18 protein-coding genes are annotated in these 17,960 nt (G+C 58.9%); 8 read left to right on the top strand and 10 right to left on the bottom strand.

Annotated elements, in window-relative coordinates; all coding sequences use genetic code 11:
* Positions 1–3 precede the first annotated feature (3 nt).
* From QP982_RS05855 to nagB, 4 genes are all read left to right on the top strand, one after another.
* Positions 4–792 carry a MerR family transcriptional regulator gene (locus tag QP982_RS05855; RefSeq protein WP_070603325.1) on the top strand — a complete coding sequence of 263 codons (789 nt, stop codon included), beginning with the start codon at positions 4–6 and terminating at the stop codon, positions 790–792.
* A gap of 65 nt (positions 793–857) precedes the next feature.
* A complete protein-coding gene (locus QP982_RS05850) occupies positions 858–1,172 on the top strand; it encodes a cupin domain-containing protein (protein WP_069359611.1) in 315 nt (104 codons plus the stop codon).
* A gap of 81 nt (positions 1,173–1,253) precedes the next feature.
* On the top strand, positions 1,254–1,565 hold the full coding sequence (locus QP982_RS05845) for a hypothetical protein (protein ID WP_070643708.1): 312 nt from the start codon (positions 1,254–1,256) through the stop codon (positions 1,563–1,565).
* A 161-nt stretch (positions 1,566–1,726) separates the two neighbouring features.
* On the top strand, positions 1,727–2,512 hold the full coding sequence (gene nagB, locus QP982_RS05840) for a glucosamine-6-phosphate deaminase (RefSeq protein ID WP_284870297.1): 786 nt from the start codon (positions 1,727–1,729) through the stop codon (positions 2,510–2,512).
* A gap of 55 nt (positions 2,513–2,567) precedes the next feature.
* Here the strand turns inward: nagB and QP982_RS05835 are convergent, their stop codons facing one another.
* Positions 2,568–3,149, bottom strand: a complete 582-nt coding sequence (locus QP982_RS05835) for a cation efflux transmembrane domain-containing protein (RefSeq protein ID WP_284870296.1) — start codon at positions 3,147–3,149, stop codon at positions 2,568–2,570.
* Between QP982_RS05835 and QP982_RS05830 the strand changes: the two genes are divergently transcribed.
* Positions 3,073–4,158, top strand: a complete 1,086-nt coding sequence (locus QP982_RS05830) for a lipoate--protein ligase family protein (RefSeq protein ID WP_070549440.1) — start codon at positions 3,073–3,075, stop codon at positions 4,156–4,158. The genes QP982_RS05835 and QP982_RS05830 overlap by 77 nt on opposite strands.
* Before the next feature lie 279 nt (positions 4,159–4,437).
* On the opposite strand, the gene QP982_RS05825 is transcribed toward QP982_RS05830, so the two are convergent.
* The 4 genes from QP982_RS05825 to lepA form a co-directional block, all read right to left on the bottom strand.
* Positions 4,438–5,010, bottom strand: coding sequence for a histidine phosphatase family protein (locus tag QP982_RS05825; protein WP_049189288.1), 573 nt, complete (start codon positions 5,008–5,010; stop codon positions 4,438–4,440).
* A 77-nt stretch (positions 5,011–5,087) separates the two neighbouring features.
* Positions 5,088–6,671, bottom strand: a complete 1,584-nt coding sequence (locus QP982_RS05820; RefSeq protein ID WP_284870295.1) for a cation:proton antiporter domain-containing protein — start codon at positions 6,669–6,671, stop codon at positions 5,088–5,090.
* Between the two features lie 91 nt (positions 6,672–6,762).
* Positions 6,763–7,779 carry an ankyrin repeat domain-containing protein gene (locus QP982_RS05815; RefSeq protein WP_038628151.1) on the bottom strand — a complete coding sequence of 339 codons (1,017 nt, stop codon included), beginning with the start codon at positions 7,777–7,779 and terminating at the stop codon, positions 6,763–6,765.
* A 12-nt stretch (positions 7,780–7,791) separates the two neighbouring features.
* Entirely contained in the window at positions 7,792–9,639 is a 1,848-nt protein-coding gene (lepA, locus tag QP982_RS05810) for a translation elongation factor 4 (RefSeq protein ID WP_070429490.1), read from the bottom strand.
* A 162-nt stretch (positions 9,640–9,801) separates the two neighbouring features.
* Between lepA and QP982_RS05805 the strand changes: the two genes are divergently transcribed.
* The 3 genes from QP982_RS05805 (at position 9,802) to QP982_RS05795 (ending at position 11,968) form a co-directional block, all read left to right on the top strand.
* Positions 9,802–10,416, top strand: a complete 615-nt coding sequence (locus QP982_RS05805) for a type II toxin-antitoxin system PemK/MazF family toxin (protein ID WP_069359618.1) — start codon at positions 9,802–9,804, stop codon at positions 10,414–10,416.
* A 272-nt stretch (positions 10,417–10,688) separates the two neighbouring features.
* On the top strand, positions 10,689–10,955 hold the full coding sequence (rpsT, locus tag QP982_RS05800; protein WP_016422323.1) for a 30S ribosomal protein S20: 267 nt from the start codon (positions 10,689–10,691) through the stop codon (positions 10,953–10,955).
* 578 nt (positions 10,956–11,533) lie between these two features.
* Positions 11,534–11,968 carry an OsmC family protein gene (locus QP982_RS05795; RefSeq protein WP_049190829.1) on the top strand — a complete coding sequence of 145 codons (435 nt, stop codon included), beginning with the start codon at positions 11,534–11,536 and terminating at the stop codon, positions 11,966–11,968.
* A 37-nt stretch (positions 11,969–12,005) separates the two neighbouring features.
* On the opposite strand, the gene holA is transcribed toward QP982_RS05795, so the two are convergent.
* The 5 genes from holA to QP982_RS05770 all read right to left on the bottom strand — a co-directional run bounded on the left by holA (position 12,006) and on the right by QP982_RS05770 (position 17,958).
* Positions 12,006–13,064, bottom strand: coding sequence for a DNA polymerase III subunit delta (gene holA, locus QP982_RS05790; RefSeq protein WP_005511539.1), 1,059 nt, complete (start codon positions 13,062–13,064; stop codon positions 12,006–12,008).
* The gene (locus QP982_RS05785; protein ID WP_284870294.1) at positions 13,061–15,037 is read right to left on the bottom strand and encodes a ComEC/Rec2 family competence protein; all 1,977 of its coding nucleotides are present in this window, start codon (positions 15,035–15,037) and stop codon (positions 13,061–13,063) included. The genes holA and QP982_RS05785 overlap by 4 nt, the downstream gene beginning before the upstream one ends.
* A complete protein-coding gene (locus QP982_RS05780; protein ID WP_241482456.1) occupies positions 15,021–15,791 on the bottom strand; it encodes a ComEA family DNA-binding protein in 771 nt (256 codons plus the stop codon). The genes QP982_RS05785 and QP982_RS05780 overlap by 17 nt, the downstream gene beginning before the upstream one ends.
* 126 nt (positions 15,792–15,917) lie before the next feature.
* Positions 15,918–17,261: a DegV family protein gene (locus QP982_RS05775; RefSeq protein ID WP_070439396.1), complete on the bottom strand. Its 1,344-nt coding sequence runs from the start codon at positions 17,259–17,261 to the stop codon at positions 15,918–15,920.
* On the bottom strand, positions 17,251–17,958 hold the full coding sequence (locus QP982_RS05770) for a histidine phosphatase family protein (protein ID WP_049193921.1): 708 nt from the start codon (positions 17,956–17,958) through the stop codon (positions 17,251–17,253). The genes QP982_RS05775 and QP982_RS05770 overlap by 11 nt, the downstream gene beginning before the upstream one ends.
* Between the last annotated feature and the right edge of the window lie 2 nt (positions 17,959–17,960).

The following is a 17,960-nucleotide window of genomic DNA, read 5'->3' as shown; positions in this document are numbered from 1 at the left end:
AAGATGATTCCCGTGAGCAACAACGACAACGAGTACACCATCGGTGAAACGGCCGAACTCCTGGGCGTTACCACGCGCACGCTGCGACATTGGGACGCCATCGGACTACTCAGCCCGCAGTATCGCACGTGGTCCGACTACCGCCTCTACACCGACGAGGACATCGACACCGCGCTGGAGATTCTGGTCTACCGCGCCGCTGGTGTGCCGTTGAAGACTATCGAGGAGTTCATCCACGGCGATTCCTCCCCGAGAAGTCGAAAAGATCGTTTGCTCGCACAGCGAACTGTTCTCACCGAAAAGATCGCTGACCTGCACCACATGGTGCAGTCTTTGGACAAACTGATTGAGGAAGGACACACGATGGAAGCAAAGACGAAGGCAGAGCTTTTGGGCCGTGACTGGCAGAAACTCGAAGCCGAAGCTGAGGAGCGCTGGGGCGACACTACTGAGTGGGAGCAGTCTCAGCAGGCTCAGGAAAAGATGAAGGACAGCGACTGGGCCGAGCTTGAAGCAGAGGCTAAGGATTTTGCCGATGCGCTTGCCGACGCCGCCGAGCGCCACGTCGAGCCAGGCTCCACCGAGGCGGCCGAGCTAGTTGACCGTCACTTAGCCACTATTACCCGCTTCTACGAGGCTGGCCGAGAAAAGCAGATTCTGCTGGCTCGCATGTACGTCGCTGATTCCCGGTTTGATCGGTACTACCGCGGCAATGCTGGCTACCTGCTGGAGCTGATTGAAGCTCAGGCTCGTAAGGAAGGCATTGACCCGGCTACTGCCGAGTGGCGGTAAATACAGGGAAGCAGCCGTTCAGCCCGGCCTTCCCATCCGGGACTGAATCGGCATAGAATTGCTTCATGAAATTCATCGAAGCCGCAGACTTCACCGCTGATCACCCGTGGGGCGCACTGGATGTGGTCACTATGACTGGAGCCACAAGCGTCCGGCTCCACTGGAGCGATCAGCCATACAAGTGGCACATCAATGATGGCGAAGAGGTCTTTGTGGTTGTCGACGGAGCCGTCGATATGCACTACCGCGATGCGGGACAGGAATGCGTACGCACATTAACGCCTGGCACTATCTGTTTCGCAGAAGCCGGCGACGAACATGTCGCGCACCCGCAAGGCGAGGCGCGCATGCTTGTCATTGAAAAAGAAGGCTCAGTCTAGCCCACAGCAACAGCAGCCGACAGTGCACACTTCGGCATCCCCATAACTCCGTCATACCCCAGACTCGGGAAGGAATTAACCATGAAATTCTCTCGCTCTATCGCCGCTGTCGCCATCGGTGCCGCTACTGTGCTGGGCGCTGTTGCTGCCTCTCCAGCTGTCGCACAGGCTATTGGTTGCCCCTTTGCACCAGTGCACAAGTATGAAGAACACCGTTTCTCCGGTTCTTCGACTTCAGCAGATGCTTTCAAGGTTTGGTTTAACGGTGGCGTCTACATTGAACCAATCGTCGAAACGCTGGATTTGGTTGAGCTTCAGGTTAACGACACCCAGGTCGCTCAGGCTGGCGACATCATCTACAAGGATGAAAACGGCAACTTCTGGGTGAAGTAGCCTACGCAGGAACAACAGGGCTCAATTACAGGTCTAACCCCATGGCAGATTAACCTCATCTGAATAGGGCTATAGCGCTTAGCGTTGTGGAGTCACTGGTACTCTGTCTCGCACCTTTTGCAATTTCTGCCACGAGCCCTCGTTTTCAGGAGTGTTCCACCATGGAAATCATCATCGTCGATTCTGAGGCCGAAATCGCGAGCATCGCTTCGGACTACCTCGCTCACTACGCCAACAAAGGTGGAAACCTCGGTGTAGCAACAGGATCGACCCCGCTTGCGACGTATCGGGAACTGATTCGTCGCCATCGGGCTGGTGAAGTCACCTTCAAAGACTGCAGTTTCTTCGCACTCGACGAGTACGTGGGCCTGCCGATCGAGCATGAGCAGAGCTACTACCACGTGATTCACAATGAGTTTTCCGATCACGTGGATGTTGACCCGGCGAGGGTCCATATTCCCGATGGCCTCGCGGACGATATCGGCGCGGCCTGCGAGGATTACGAGCGAAAGATTATCGAGGCCGGCGGCATTGACATTCAGTTGCTGGGCATCGGCACCAATGGGCATGTTGGTTTTAACGAGCCCGCCAGCTCTTTTGGCTCTCTGACTCGCATTAAGACGCTGCACCCGCAGACCGTGCTGGATAACGCCCGGTTCTTCGACTCTGCAGAAGACGTGCCGTACCACGTGGTCACCCAAGGGCTTGGCACCATTTCACGTGCGGGGCACCTCCTGCTGCTGGCCACCGGCACCGCAAAGGCGCACGCTATTGCCGCCTCCATCGAGGGCCCACTGAGCGCTTCCATGCCGGCTTCCGTGTTGCAGCTGCACCCGCGAGCCACGGTTGTCATTAACCAAGCTGCAGCCAGTGAGCTGAAGAACAAGGAATACTACGAGTTCACCTACGCTCATAAGCCGCAGTGGCAGAAGGATATGTGGAAGTAGGCCCCGGCCCTCCCCGGCCCCTTCCCAACCTTCGCTCCCCCCGGACTAGCCAGCGCTAGTCGTCATCATCCATCTCTAGCTCGGGGTCTTCGGCACGCGCCTGCTCGTAAACTTCCTTCGCGGCCGTCAGGTTGATGACGCCGATGACAAGTCCCACGACGATGTCCGGCCATGCGCTGAACCAGAAAATGGTGACCACTCCGGCGGCGAGAATGAGCAGGTTCGCCAGGACGTCGTTACGCGCCGCCAACCATGCGCCCCGCATAAGCGCACTGTCGGCCTTGCGCAGGTTCATCAGCAAAATCGCGCAAACCAGGTTGATAACCATCGCGATAATCGCCGTCACCGACAGTGTTAGCGGCTCTGGCGGCTCACCGCTGATCATCTTCCAGATGGCAGTGCCGAACGCCGCGATTGCCGGAATCAGGATCAATCCGGCGAGGCCGAAGCTCGCTTTACGACGGCTCGCCAGCGACCAACCCAATGCGGTGAGAACCAGCAGGTTGATGACGTAAACACGGGGGACATCGTAACGCTCGGCGCGAGTACCATCGAATCCTATGACGCACCCGCAGAAGTTCCACTCAGAAATGAAGGTTCCCGGCGGCAAATTGGTTGTTGCCGATTGTGAGACCACCGGTGACACGATTTCGTCGATAAGCATTTCGGGCGATTTTTTCCTCGAGCCCGATGAAGCCTACGACATTATTAATGACGCTCTGCTCGGTGCACCTGCGGGAGACCATACGGAGCGTTTACAGGTTCGCCTCGATGCGGCGCTGAAGGATTTTGAGGATCAGTCTGGTCGCGAGGTGCGACTGCACGGTTTTGATACCCACATCATTGCGCAGGTCGTTCGACGTGCACTGACACAGGCTGTCGACTTCACTGATTTGGAGTGGGAGGTTTTGCAGCCGGGAGTCCTGCCGACGGTGATGAATGTTGCTCTCGACGAACTCCTCCTTGACCAAGTCAATTCCGGACAGCGCGGACCAACTCTGCGCTTCTGGGATTGGGATGATCGTGCCACCGTCATCGGTTCCTACCAGTCCTATGTTAATGAACTCGAACCCGAGGGCGTAGAGAAGCACGATGTGCAAGTGGTGCGTCGTCTCTCCGGCGGTGGCGCGATGTTCATGGAGGGTGGCAACTGCGTCACCTACTCGATCTATGTTCCGGAGAAGCTGGTCGCCGGCCTCAGCTACGTCGAATCCTATGAGTTCCTCGACCGCTGGGTCATCGCTGCGCTCGCGCAGCTCGGCGTCAATGCGTGGTATGTCCCCATCAATGACATCACCTCCGATGGCGGCAAGATTGGTGGTGCCGCGCAGAAGCGCCGTGGTTCGACGGTGCTCCACCATGTCACCATGAGCTACGACATCGACGCTGACAAGATGATGGAAGTCCTGCGCATTGGCAAGGCCAAGATTGCCGACAAGGGCTTGCGCAGCGCAAAGAAGCGCGTCGATCCGCTCCGCCGCCAGACGGGTGCCAGCCGCGCCGAAGTCATTGACGCGATGAAGCAGACATTCATCAACCGCTACGGCGCCGCCGAGGTATCGCTTTCCGACGAGGACTTCGCTGCGGCGCAGCATCTTATTGACACCAAATACGGCACGGAGGGCTGGACTCACCGAGTCCCCTAAACGTCGCACTGCTTACTTGTATACGACAGCTGGTCGGGAAAAGGAGTTAACTAAAGGAGACAAGTAAACAAAGGAGAGTCGACGTGAGCGGCGAGCGTGCAATTGGGTCCTATCCTGCGAATATGCACCAAAACCTGGTGAAGGGTTCGGCGCGCGCCGTAACAACACCGCCGTGGTGGTCTCCCCGATATCGAAGGCACCGGAATTGTGATTCACGGGCGCCCACTACAGAGCTTGAACGGTGTCGGCGAATTCACTGAGGCACCGGCCACAACGCCGCTACAGCCCCCGCGAGAGGTTCCAGCGCAGAACCGCAGGCCGGTCATGGTAGCGACCAAGCACTGACAGGGACGCAGTATTCAATGGGAAGGACTGGCCAAGTTCAATGGGCAGTTCCAACCAGGCCGTAGTGAGCGCACGCAGCGAGTGACCGTGTGCGAACAAAATCGCCTTGTCTTCACCCGATTCACGAACCCTTTTGACCACGCGCTCAACGCGCTCACGGACTTCCTCCGCGGTTTCGCCATTGGGCACACCGTGAGTCCAAATCTGCCAGTCGGGAACAGTCTTCTGCACTTCCTTCGAGGTAATCCCCTCGTAGTCGCCGTAGAACCATTCCGCGAGATCCTCTTCGACTTCGAAGTCGTGGAATCCTGCCAATCGAGCGGTCTCTTGGGCACGCTGGCGGGGTGATGCCAGCACTAGCCCAAAGTCCTTCGGATCCAGCCAGCCGTTGAGGGCCTTGGCTTCTTCCCTACCGTTGTCAGTCAGAGGAAGATCAGTTACCGATGTGTGCTGCCCAGTGCGCGACCACTCAGTTTCGCCGTGCCGCACGAGATATAAATCAGTCATAGTTCCAGCTTAGGCTTATCTGAAAGTGCGGTTAGCCGCGGCAGCCCTGCTAGCCCATCACGGGGTCACGGATCCGACTACGAACGCTGCTGAAGTGTTTCCACTGCGCGGTCGGCAAGCTCCTCGCCAGCACCGTCATAAAGGTAGACGGCCATGTCGGCACCAACGTTGAGAAGCTGATCCTTAAACCTCTGCACCTTAGTGGTGGTAGCAACCACGGCTTCGGTGTCCTGCTTACGGATGTTCTGAATCATCGCGTAGGTCTCAGCGTGCTCAGACAGCGCCAACACGTACAGCGCTGGTTTCTTCTCCAGCTCGATGTGGTGCCAGAGCTCTGGGTCTGTCACATCGCCTGGGATGACCTGGTAGCCCTGCTCGCGCAGCTCTTCGATGCGATCCTCGTCGAAATCAACACCGAAGACGTTCATGCCGTACTCGTTGACCAACCTGCCGTAGACACCAACGCCGACTCGCCCCATACCCATGATGAGAGCATCGGCGCTATCAATAATGACCTTTGCCTCTTCTGGCACCAGGCGGTCCTCTGGGGTTTCTGGGACGAACTTCTGCAGGAAGCTGACAATCTTGTCTTCGTGCGGGGCCATCAGCGAGCTGGCAATGAAGCTACCCGCCACGGCGACTGCCATAATCGAGGTCCATTCTTCCGGCAGAATGTCCTGTTGCGTCGCCGCCGCCATCACAATTAGGCCGAACTCCGAGTAGTTACTCAACGTCAGCCCCGCCAGCGCACTCGTGCGCAGCGACAGTCCCATGCGCTTGAGAATCCAGATGAAGATAGTGGCCTTGAGCACCAGGAACAGCACCATAATCGCAGCGATGACGTAGCCGCCCGCGCTTGGCAGACCACCGAGACCAATCTCGATAAAGAACGCGACCAGCAGTAGCTCACGAATACTAATCAGTGCTTCCGACAGACGGTCAGAAATTGGGTGCGAAGACAGCAGAATACCGGCGACCAGGGACCCCAGCGAGCCAGAGAGCCCTGCCAGTTCGAAAGCCGAGTAAGAAGCCACTGCAATACCAATACCGGTGAGAACCAGCAGCTCAGTGCGGAACATGCGGTTGGGAAGCCGCGCCGCCAGCGGGCGAATGAAGAACAATAGTGGCAGCGCCAGCGCCCACAGCTCCGGGGTCTTACCCGACGATGCCACCAGCACGCCGACCGCAATGATGTCCTGCAGAATGAGTACACCAATCGCGATACGTCCGATGGCCGAAGCACCGCGGTTCTGCTCCTCCAAGTGGCTCATCACAAACACCGTCGACGAAAATGAAGTCGCGATGCCGATGTAAATTAGCGCGGTCACCGACAGTCCCGTGAGCTCACGCAGCGGCAAGAAACTGGCGACACCGAACAGCACGGCAAAAACTACCGTGTTTAAAAACGCGTGGCCAAGCCCCGAAAAGACCACTCGTGGCGCCACGATATCCTTCGGATTTAGCTTCAGACCGATTGTGAACAGCAAGGTGGTAACACCAAGCTCGGCCAGCGAATCAATGAACGGGATTTCCTCAAGCCCCATTGCATGAACGGCAAAACCGGCCCCAAGGAAACCAATCAGCGGCGGCAGCCGAAGCAACGACGCACCGAGTCCGCCGATAATCGAAAACAGTATTGCTGTTAGGTATACGGATTCCACCCATCAAAGATATCAGCTGACACTACCGATTGATGCAGTGGCTAACCATTAACAGATTTTTAACACCAAACCGGGGTTAGCTTCTTGGGAGTTAGCGCCGGTACGGGACCTCGCCCAACGCAATCGGCTGCGGGTGCTCTGTAACCCACTCGATTGTCGCCTCCGTCAGCGCATCAATGTCCGCCTCACCAGCTTTGCGCTGCTTTACGACGGCCATGGCATCCTCGGCGGCCCCAACCGTCTCCAGCCAGAAGTCGATCATCTTGGCATAGTCTTCGTCCCAGTTGACGTAGCCCATCTCCAGCGCTTCGTACCCGAGCCGGCCCACGATGCGGATAACTTCGCCCTGCACAGTCGCGGCTGGGCCACCACCCGGCACCAGGTAGTTCCAGAGGTATCGGAACTGGCCGTTGATCGACTTGTCTGCGGGGACAATAATGTCGCTGTGGCCGTCGTGAGGCGTGATTTCCTGCGGGCGGTCAGCACCGATGCGCTCATATAGTCGATCCATGACTGGCTGGTACTTGTCGCGCTGCTTGTCTGACAGGCGGTTGTAGCGGCGACCGAACTTAGTGAACTCTTCGCGAGCTTCGTCGTCGATTTCCGAACCCGCGTCCAGGAGCACCTCGATACTCGCTAGGACTCGACTGAGGGAATCGATATCGGCGGTAGCGACGGCCTCTTTGAACGCTGTCCGGCCGTGACCGAGGCGGTTCTCGCGGTGAAGGTCAGCGCCATTTTCCAACAGCAACGCAATGGCCTTGGGCTGATGGCTCTTCGCTGCCTGGAATAGAGGCCAGTGTTTGCCAGCTTCGATGTCAGCACCGCATTCGAGCAGGACTTTCATCTTGTCGGTATCGCCCCGGCTTGCGTGCTCTGCCAGGGCGGTTTTACCGAAGCGGTTCTCGGTGTTGACGTCGATTCCCTGGTCGATTAGCCAGCGCATGAGCTCCGGCGGGGTGCCACGGAGCGCTAGTGCAGTGTCCTTGCTGTATCCGAAAACTGCGTTGAGTGCGCAAGCGTCATAGACGGCCTTCAGCGCATCCATGTCACCGGCTTCGAGCAGCTCTTCGAAGTCCTCGACCAGTTTCTTCCGCTTCCGTGGCATGCAGTTTCCCCTTTACTTACCGCCCTCATCGGTGGACAGCGCAGCCACGAATGCCTCCTGCGGCACCGAGACCGAACCGATGTTCTTCATGCGCTTCTTACCGGCCTTCTGCTTCTCCAGCAGCTTGCGCTTACGGGAGATGTCACCGCCGTAGCACTTAGCAAGGACGTCCTTGCGCAGTGCACGGATGTTCTCGCGGGCGATAATCTTCGAACCGATTGCGGCCTGAACTGGGACCTCGAACTGCTGGCGAGGGATTAGCTCACGCAGCTTCTTGGTCATCTTGTTGCCGTACCACTGCGCGTTGTCGCGGTGGACGATAGCGGAGAACGCATCGACGGCCTCGCCCTGCAAGAGGATGTCCACCTTGACCAGATCCGCAATCTGCTCGCCGGCGTCTTCGTAGTTCAGCGAAGCATAACCCCTGGTGCGGGACTTCAGCATGTCGAAGAAGTCGAAGATAATCTCGCCCAGCGGCATCTTGTAGCGCAGTTCCACGCGGTCCTCAGACAGGTAGTCCATACCACCCATCTCACCGCGCTTCTGCTGGCACAGCTCCATGGTGGGGCCAACGAACTCGCTTGGCACGACGATGGTGCACTTAACCATCGGCTCGTAAATCTCGCGGAGCTTCCCCTCCGGCCAGTCACTCGGATTGTGAACAGTGACCTCGGTGCCATCCTCAGTGACCACGCGGTAGACAACGTTCGGGGCCGTCGAAATGAGATCCAGGTCGAACTCGCGCTCCAGTCGGGCGCGGGTGATCTCCATGTGCAACAGGCCCAGGAAGCCCCCGCGGAAACCGAATCCGAGGGCCACCGAAGTCTCAGGTTCGAATGTCAACGAAGCGTCGTTAAGCTGGAGCTTTTCCAACGCATCACGCAGGTCAGGATAGTCCTGCTGAGAGATTGGGAACAGACCGGAGTAGACCATCGGCTTTGGCTCTGCGTAGCCTTCCAGCGGCTCCTCCGCCGGTGTGGCGTTCAGCGTGACGGTGTCACCGACCTTGGACTGACGGACGTCCTTCACACCGGTGATGAGGTAACCGACCTCGCCGACGCCGAGGCCCTTACACTTCTTCGGCTGCGGCGAGACGATGCCGATTTCCAACAGCTCGTGCTTAGTTCCGGTGGACATCATCTGAATGACTTCACGCGGCTTGAGCTGCCCATCAACAACACGGATGTACGTGACCACACCACGGTAGGTGTCGTAGACCGAGTCAAAAATCAGCGCACGAGCAGGTGCCTCCGGATCGCCGACCGGTGCCGGGACGAGCTCACAGACTCGGTCGAGCATTTCCGCAACGCCCTCACCGGTCTTGCCCGACACACGCATGACATCCTCCGGCTCACAGCCGATGATGTGCGCGATTTCCTCCGCGTACTTATCCGGATCCGCGGCCGGCAGGTCAATCTTGTTCAGAACCGGAATGATCTCCAGGTCGTTTTCCATGGCCAGGTACAGGTTGGCCAGCGTCTGCGCTTCGATGCCCTGAGCAGCGTCGACAAGCAGAATCGCGCCTTCACACGCCTCTAGCGCACGCGAGACTTCGTAGGTGAAGTCGACGTGACCAGGCGTATCAATCAGATGCAGGACAATCTCTTCGCCCGCGTGCTCGCCGGTGCGCGGAACCCACGGCAGGCGCACGTTCTGAGCCTTAATGGTGATGCCGCGCTCGCGCTCAATATCCATGTTGTCGAGGTACTGATCGCGCATATCGCGTGCTTCAACAACGCCCGAGAGCTGCAGAATTCGGTCCGCCAGGGTGGACTTACCGTGGTCAATGTGCGCAATAATGCAGAAATTTCGAATCCGTGAGGGGTCCGTAAAAGTCTGCTCCGCAAAATTCTTGGTCACGTTGGGTCTACTCCGAAAAATAAAGACGTTATGGGCATTGGGGCGCGGCGTTGGCCGACCCATATGCGCCGGCCTCGAAAACCGACCAGCCGGGCTTAAATACAATCACGCACAATCTTACCTATCGATTCCCTCCGCACTAAACCTCTAGACTTAGATTCCATGAGCTCCACTTCGTCCACCGATAAAAATGAACGCGAAAGCTGGCCACGCCGCCTGCGCAATCGCATCAGCGCGCGTCTTTTCGCCGGTACCGAGTGGTTCCGCGGCCCCGACACCCTCGATGAGGCACTGTTTAAGCTCAACACGCAACTTGGGCTCGCTCAGGACACCTCGCTTTCCGACGAGTCCAAGGAGGCTCTACTTCGACTGCGAGATTCGGTGACCATCGCGCGCCCAACCGCGGAGTTGGCCCGCACAATCGTCTACAGCCCCGACATGGATGGTCAGGCCGACCCCGGCGAAGTGGTATGGATTCCGCTGCAGCTCGAAGGTGAAAATGCTGCCCTGCGCGAGCGCGCTGTGGTCGTGGTTGGGCGCCATGACCAGTACCTATTGGGCATGCTGATTTCCACCCGCAGCGAGCACAGTGAGCACCCGGAGTGGCTGTTTATCGGCAGCGGGTTCTGGAATGAAGACCCCAAGCCATCGTGGGTTCGCATGGACCGTATCTTGCTCATCCCAGAATCGGGTATTCGCCGCGCAGGTGCGATGATGCCCCGTAGGCGCTTTGAGCTCATCGCCGCCCGACTTCGCGGAGATTACGGCTGGAATTAGGCAGTAGCTGGAGTTAGGCAGCGGCTGGTATTAGGCAGCGCTGTTTGCTAGAATTCTGCAAGTTGTTTACCGTTGCGTTCCTTTGCGGCGAGCGCGGGCAGGACCTTGGGTTCGCGTTTTCATCGTCGTATAAGCGCAGTGGGCGGTTTTAACTCGCTGGTTAATTAGTTTGACCAGCAGAGGTTCGACCCGAAATTTGCACTGTGATCAGGACTTTTCTTGGTGGCGGGCGGTAACAATTCCAACTACTACGGATACAAGAGGTATTCACGATGGCAAACATCAAGTCCCAGATCAAGCGCAACAAGACCAACGAGAAGGCTCGCCTGCGTAACCAGGCTATCCGCTCCGCAGTCCGCACTGAGATCCGCAAGTTCCAGGCTGCTGTTGAGGCTGGCGACAAGGCTGCTGCTGAGGCTCAGCTGCGCGTTGCTTCCCGCAAGCTGGACAAGGCTGTCACCAAGGGCGTCTTCCACCGCAACACTGCGGCTAACAAGAAGTCCGGTATGGCTAAGGCTTTCAACAAGCTGGAGGGCTAATTCCCTTTTGGCGCTGTGCCGTTCTTGTGGCGCTTGTGCCGTGAAATTAACCGCTTCCTGCTATTTTCCGATTTCATTTCGGATGTGGCGGGAGGCGGTTTTTATTATTTAACCCCAACGCGAGTTAGTGACTGCGTTTATGGCTGGCGGCGGTGGGGCGATGCGAGTTACTGACTACGTTTATGACAAAAATGGCCTGAAAAATGGCTTGAAAGTGTCATAAACTCACACAGTTTCACATTTGCAGCCCTTTGAGCAGGGCCTGGGCCCCGCCGCCCACACTGTTGGTTGTTGATTTCCATCGCTTCGGTTCCAGCACACCGACATGCAGCCACCAACACACGGCCAGCGAATGCGGTTGCGACTCCGGTGGATTGACCGGAAAACGGGTTTGAATCAGGCCCAGACACGTATTCGCAGAACCGAGCCCCTATTCAAGCGCGATTTACATAACGTGACCTGCTGGAATGTCTTGAATCTGACAGACTTCTTGTCTATTAACCCTAAAATTGCTGCGCATTATCTGAGTATCCACGAGAATCGACTACGCCAGCACAATTTCTACAGGAAGGAACGTCATGCCGAAGACAACTTTCACAACGGTCGCGCATGCCCCAACCAACCTCGAAACCACGGTGACCTCTCGAGACATGAGCTTCACTTTGGACGAGCCTACTGACCTCGGGGGAACCAACGCGGGCATGAACCCGGTCGAGGCGCTGCTCGGAGCCCTCGGCGCCTGCAAGTGCATCGTTGTCCGCTCATTCGCCGCTGCCCACGGCATCAAGCTCAACGATGTCAAGGTTGAGTGCTCCGGTGTGCTCGATCCAGACGGTTTCATGGGGAAAAACCCGGAAGCAAAGATCGGTTTCTCCGAGATTCACACCCGCTTCCACATTGATGCAGACAACACGAGGGAGGAACTGGTCGCATTCCTCGGCTTTGTTGAATCCCACTGCCCGGTTCAGGACACGCTGTCTAACCCTGCGGCCTCGTCCTTCGAACTCGCATAGCGGAAAATCGCTGGTTTTCGCCACGGCCTCTCAAGGCTTAACGCCTATGGGACGAATGGGCCAGCTCCGCGATACGAAGCACCGACTGTTCCAGCGATAGTTCCGGCGTCGATGAGGCTCCCTTGGTGTCCGCATCCAGCTGTGCCGCAACAACCACAGCGCGAGCGACCGCCGGAGTTGACCAGGCCGAAGCCAACCGCTGAGTTTTCTCCAACTTCCACGGCGGCATGCCATAGCGGTGGGCATCCCTGCGAGCATTAACGCCACGTGCGCCGTGGAGCCGAGCTACATCACCGACCATTCCCGTGATTGCAGCCGACAGCAGTGCCGGTGCCATTCCCAGCTGCAAAGCACGGCGCATCTTCGCCAACGCTTCCCCACCCCGGCCGCGCAGTGCGAGCTCGGCAATCTCAAAGCCCGAAACCTCCGCCGAAGCACCGTAGTAGGTGCGCACTGCTTCCGAGGTGACCTTGCCCGCGGTATCCGCACACAGCTGGGAAATGGCGGTGGCCAGCTCGCGGAGGTCTGAACCGACCGCATCCAGGACGGTATCGATGACGTCGCGACGCACCTTAACCCCGTGTGAGGCGAACTCTTCGCCAACAAAACCGGGCAAGTCGTTTCGCTTGAGCGGTTGAGCTTCGAAAAAGCGGACCCCCAACTTGCGCAGGTCAGCGACCATCTTTTTCTGACGCCCCTCACCGCTGTGAAGGAGAATCAACGTGATGCCCGGCGCGGGATCCTTAACCGAATCCATCAACAGCTTGGCAGGCTCTTTGCCGGCGTCTTGGCAGTCGGTGACAACCACGATCCGGTCATCTCCAAACAACGAAGGGCTGAAGAGCTCCACGGCATCGACAGTGGTCATGTCCCCTGCGCGGATGGTGGTCACAGGCACCGAGCGTCCACCCGGATCGGACTCCGTTGCTGCCTGCGCGCGGACGGCAGCGACAATGGCGAGGCGGGCGCGGTCTTTCAGCAGCTCCTCTTTGCCCACAATCAAATTCACGGGTGCGACGGCGCTCAATCCCGACCTCTTTTCCGCGTTAATTCCTGCGACTGTTGTTTCTAGCCTACGGGACAGCCCGGATTTCACCTTCCTCGCCAGACTTCACCATTGGAATACAGGGCTTGCGGCCCATCTCGCTGCGGGCACACCACAGGAATCTGCTCGGGTGTCATTACGGTTTCTCGCACGCGCGGACCACACTCGCGAGCGATAAACCACTGGGGTGAGCGGCCTGATTGGGACGGTTGGCCGCTCACGGATTCAGCGATGTACGACGGGGACTCCACCGCCACGGTTTCTGTCGTGGGGTTGTTGGTGGTGTCATCGAGCACCTGGACGTACCCCGCCTCTTCCTCGGTGAGTCCGAGTGCAATTCGGCACTGCCGGCTGAGCGAGGTCGGTGCAGGGTAACCAACCGATGCCACATGGTTGGCGGGTTCTCCGACAGCCTCCGCGTGAATGAGAACAATCTGGGTCTTCTCCGCACAGGCCGCAACCTTCCACCCCTGTGGGGCACGCGCAATGTCCAGCCCGAACACCCAAATAACCGCGTAACTACCGGCTGCCAAGACAGCAGCGAAGGCCCCAGCGCGGAGCGCAAGACGGGGCCACGCCCAGAGCGCCGTCAAGCATGCGAACGTGAGCGTGCAGGAGATGACCAACGTGACCGTCCCAGTGGCGGGCGCGACGATTCCCGCAGCGAGGCGTGCGACCTGATGAATCCACCATGCGCACGGCGCGGCGCACCAGAGCAGCGCACTGACCAGCCAATTGAGATGCAGTGCGGCGGCAACGGCAGCGAGCGAACCAGCGATAGTAACCGGTGCGACGGCGGGCGCGGCGAGGAGATTGGCGAGCAGTGAGACGTGACTAATTTCGCCGATGAGAAGCGCCAATACGGGCATGGTGACCACGTGTGCGGCAATCGATACGGCGACGGCGCGGACTACTGGGGCGGGCCAGGTACCCATAACGGTGGTGGCGGACAGGCGTCTGGCAAGGGGCTCGGCAAGAAGGACTAACCCAGCGGTGGCTGCGACCGACAGGGCGAAGCCCACTGATACCGATAGGTCTGGTGCCAGGAGAATCAACCCAATAATGCCAGCCGATAGCGCCGCGATGGCTTGGCCAGCTCGTCCTACGAGAATCGCCAACAGCCCAATGCAACCGGTGACCACTGCGCGTAGCACTGACGGTTCTGTGCCCACAATTGCCACGAAGCCGTACAGGGCAAGTGCGGCGACTGCGACCCGCACCCGCGGCCCAGCCCACGAGAACACGGTTACAACAGCCCCGATAACAAGCGCAACGTTCGCTCCAGAGACTGCTGATAGATGTGAAAGCCCAGAGGCAGTCATCATGTCGCCGTCGTTGAGGCTAAAGCCGCGCTCATCGCCGATGGCCATGGCGGGAATCAGGCGGTCGGGACCAACGGGAAGATTCTGCGCCGAGTCAAAGAGCTGCTGGCGCACCTGAGCTGCCAGCCCCTGCGGTGGCGCGATGACCTCAATATCGCCGCGCAGATTCAGCTGGATACCACTAATGCAGGGTTTGCTGGCCACACGTATACCGGCTGTGGATTCAACTACGGCGTCTCTCGTGACCGCCAACAGTTGCTCGTCTCCGAAAACCGACACCTGCCCCGGAAGGCCCTCGATGCGGGCCTTCGCGCTGGCCCCGAACTCGGTAGCTTTCGGCTCGGTGACGAGGCGCAATTGCACTTTCGACATCCCGCCAATGTCGTCATAGAGCTCGTGGGCTCGGGCTTGCGCTATGCGGATTCGCGTGGCCACCGCAACACTGGCCACCGCCACAGCTGGCACCACGATAGTGACGATTGCTCGCCAGCCGGAGGTCACCGCACCTCTTCCCCATCGCCACGACCAACGCTGCCACGCCCACGGCAACACCACCGCAGTCACGATTGCGGTTGGTGCCACAACTATCGCCCATTCTGGGCGCATGATCACTGCCACCGCAGTCGCCCACGCCAACACCGCTGCTGGCACTAGCCGCACGTCGAGCCCAGCACGAGCGCGCAGGTCAGACGGTGGCGGCATCGCGCAGAGCCTCTACCTTAGCCGGGCCGATTCCCGGAACCTCCTCAAGTGCGTCGATACTCGCAAAAGGCCCGTTCTTTTCACGAAAGTCGATGATTTTGGTCGCCGTTGCGGGTCCAATTCCGGGCAATTCCTCCAGCTGCGTAGCAGTGGCGGTGTTGATGTTGATCTTTCCGTCAGAGCCACCCGGGCCAGCCCCGCCTGCAGCACCGGCGCCAGAACCGCCAGAAACATCGGAACCGCCCTCCGCCGTCCCTGCTGGCAGCGCCTCTGTCCCAACCACAATCTGTTGACCATCTACCAACGGTGCCGCCAGGTTCACGCTGGCAGGATTAGCCTCCGGCAAAAGCCCACCCGCACGCTCAATTGCCTCCACCACCCGCGCACCCACTGGCACCTCCACCACGCCTGGATTCACAACCAATCCCACCACCGACACAATCAACGGCCCCATCTGTGCCTGAGCGTTAGTCTCCTTTCCCGCACCGGCTGGCGTCTCCGCTGGGGTTTCGGTCGTCTCCGGTGTCGTCCCCGCGACAGCCGCGTCCTGCACCGCAGGCATCTCCACCTGCGGCGTCGACGGCCACACCACCGCAGCGATTACTCCCAAGGCCAACACCGCAATCACAATGCACGCAGCCATCGCCACCCGCGGCGTCACCACCGCCCGGCGCGTGGAAAAGTCCACCGCCATGCGCTTGTCTTGATCAATCGGTTCCAGATAGTCCGCCAGCCGATTCCGCAAATTCGTCACGATGCGCACACTAGCGCCCCGCCCCACATGCCACCTCGACGAAAGCACTCATCGAGGCGCCATCTGTGGATAAAAATTGGCCTGTGGGGGTTATCCACAGGCCACATCATCTTCGCAGTTCAGCAACTACTTCTTCTTCTCGTCGCCGTCATCATCACGCTTGTTGCTTGACGACGACTCCCGCGATTTCTCCCCTTCGGTGCCAAATACAGCTCCCTCGGGATCGGACTTATCGCGCAGCGCCAAATCAGAGATAGCCTTCGCCAGACGCTCAGCTTTATCCAGAGCTGCTTGGCGATTCTCACTCCACGTTGGCAATTTAGAAACCGCCGTGGTGAAAAGCGGAATTCCCTGTTCATTAGTCACGACTGTGCGATGGATTCGTTTATTGCGGTTGCGACTGGCAGCCGGATTCTCAACTACTTTCACCGCAGCCTGGTCGGTGATTGGCTCACCTGGGTCCGTGGTGCCAGCGTTTTCAGCCGAACCATCCGTGTCAGCAGAGTCACCGGAATCGACTAAGTTCCCGGAATCGTGTTCCACCGTGTCCGCAGCCTCAGCATCAACAGCAGGCGCGTCACTCTCCTCCACACTGTGGAGCAGCGCTGTCACGCCCATCTCTGTTTCAAAATCCATGGCATCCGAATCAATCGAGCCACCGGAGACCATGCCAACTGCATAGGCTCCCTGTCCGACATGAGCGGTAAGAGACTCCGGCAAATCGAGGATTCTAAACCGGGTATCGTCGGGTAGCTCTTCGGCAAGCATGGCCTGGAGCTCGTGAACGTCGTCAAGCGCGTCGGAATGATGCAGCAATACCGCAGGCGGACGGTTCGCCGATGACGCGGACCGCACCATCTTCGTGGCGAAATCCACCATGCGCTGCTTGACCTTCGCTTCTGTCCGGCACTTGGCGACGAGCGCCAGTGAGCCATCTTTGATGCCGACGATGGGCTTGATAGCGAGAGCCGTGGAAAGCATCGCTTGGCCCGCGGAGATGCGACCACCACGGCGCAGCGAATCAAGCTTTGGTACGAACAACCAGAGTCGATAGCGCTGCAGCACATCACGAGCAACATCGGCAACCTCATCACGACTGGCCCCGGCCCTCGCAGCCTTGGCCGCCGCGATGGCAGCGGCACCGACTCCGGCTCCGACTGTGTCGGTATCGATGACGGTCACACGGTCAAGCGCACCAGCAGCTGTGACAGCGTTAGACCAGGTCGCGGACATTCCCTTGCCAAGATGCAGGGCGACAACGCCAGCGTCAGAACCATCCTTGTTGGAGCGTTCCAGCGCACGCGCATATGCGGCGCACAACTTCAGTGGACTGACTGCCGACGTGGTGACGGCGTCTTCATTGATGTCATGGCCGATGGGAACCACGGTGATGTCGAGCTTGCGGGCAACCTCGGGCATCAGGCACGCGGTGTCATCAACAACAATGCGAACGCGACCGTCACCGGGCATGGCGGCCTCCTGAAGAATCAGAAACCTGCGACTCCCGCTCACGGACCTTCGCGTTAAAAGCATTCAGGTACCAGGAGGTCTCACCATTGACGCGCGTGCGCTGCTCCATTTCGACCCACGCAGTGTTGCCCAGGCCGTTGAACGTGCTGAAGTAGTCGCGCGGCATCTGCAGCAGGGCTGCGGTAGCGGCAGCAATGGCACCACCGTGGGATACGAGCACAAAGGTATCCAACTCCCAATCGGGGTTGGCCGCTAGCTCAGCAATGACCGCCAGCATTCGGTTGGAAACCTCAAAGCGGGTCTCGCCGCCCTTGGGAGCCCAGTTGAGATTATGGCGCCAGTGGTCACGCATACCGGGAAACGCGGAGTCAATCTCGTCGTAGGTGCGCTCTTGCCATTCACCGAGGTTGGTCTCACGCAGGCGCTTATCAAAACTCAACTCTGCACCGGTGGCCTCGGCTAGCGCGCGGGCGGTGTCGGCTGCCCGGGTCAGGTCAGAGGACACGATTTTTGTGATTCGCGGTTCAGCCTCCGCCAGGTACTGCGCCGCAGTACGGGCTTGCTCGCGACCAACGTCGGAAAGCTGCGTGTCCAGCTGTCCCTGAATGCGGCCGGTAGCGTTATACGAGGTCTGCCCGTGCCGCAGCATAATCAGGCGACGTCGAGCGGCAACATGTGCCTCGCGTGAGCCCGCCACAA

Origin of the sequence: Corynebacterium sp. MSK019 (assembly GCF_030232425.1) — a bacterium.
GTDB classification, from domain to species: domain Bacteria; phylum Actinomycetota; class Actinomycetes; order Mycobacteriales; family Mycobacteriaceae; genus Corynebacterium; species Corynebacterium jeikeium_D.
Note: the sequence above shows the minus strand (reverse complement) of the source record. Positions and strands in the feature narration are given on the sequence as shown.

What these genes read in the sequence shown, in the direction of transcription:
- QP982_RS05855 (WP_070603325.1), top strand. Translation starts at nt 4, where the DNA reads ATGATTCCCGTGAGCAACAACGACAACGAGTACACCATCGGTGAAACG.
- QP982_RS05850 (WP_069359611.1), top strand. Translation starts at nt 858, where the DNA reads ATGAAATTCATCGAAGCCGCAGACTTCACCGCTGATCACCCGTGGGGC.
- QP982_RS05845 (WP_070643708.1), top strand. Translation starts at nt 1,254, where the DNA reads ATGAAATTCTCTCGCTCTATCGCCGCTGTCGCCATCGGTGCCGCTACT.
- nagB (WP_284870297.1), top strand. Translation starts at nt 1,727, where the DNA reads ATGGAAATCATCATCGTCGATTCTGAGGCCGAAATCGCGAGCATCGCT.
- QP982_RS05830 (WP_070549440.1), top strand. Translation starts at nt 3,073, where the DNA reads ATGACGCACCCGCAGAAGTTCCACTCAGAAATGAAGGTTCCCGGCGGC.
- QP982_RS05825 (WP_049189288.1), bottom strand. Translation starts at nt 5,010, where the DNA reads ATGACTGATTTATATCTCGTGCGGCACGGCGAAACTGAGTGGTCGCGC.
- QP982_RS05815 (WP_038628151.1), bottom strand. Translation starts at nt 7,779, where the DNA reads ATGCCACGGAAGCGGAAGAAACTGGTCGAGGACTTCGAAGAGCTGCTC.
- QP982_RS05805 (WP_069359618.1), top strand. Translation starts at nt 9,802, where the DNA reads ATGAGCTCCACTTCGTCCACCGATAAAAATGAACGCGAAAGCTGGCCA.
- rpsT (WP_016422323.1), top strand. Translation starts at nt 10,689, where the DNA reads ATGGCAAACATCAAGTCCCAGATCAAGCGCAACAAGACCAACGAGAAG.
- QP982_RS05795 (WP_049190829.1), top strand. Translation starts at nt 11,534, where the DNA reads ATGCCGAAGACAACTTTCACAACGGTCGCGCATGCCCCAACCAACCTC.
- QP982_RS05785 (WP_284870294.1), bottom strand. Translation starts at nt 15,037, where the DNA reads ATGCCGCCACCGTCTGACCTGCGCGCTCGTGCTGGGCTCGACGTGCGG.
- QP982_RS05775 (WP_070439396.1), bottom strand. Translation starts at nt 17,261, where the DNA reads ATGCCCGGTGACGGTCGCGTTCGCATTGTTGTTGATGACACCGCGTGC.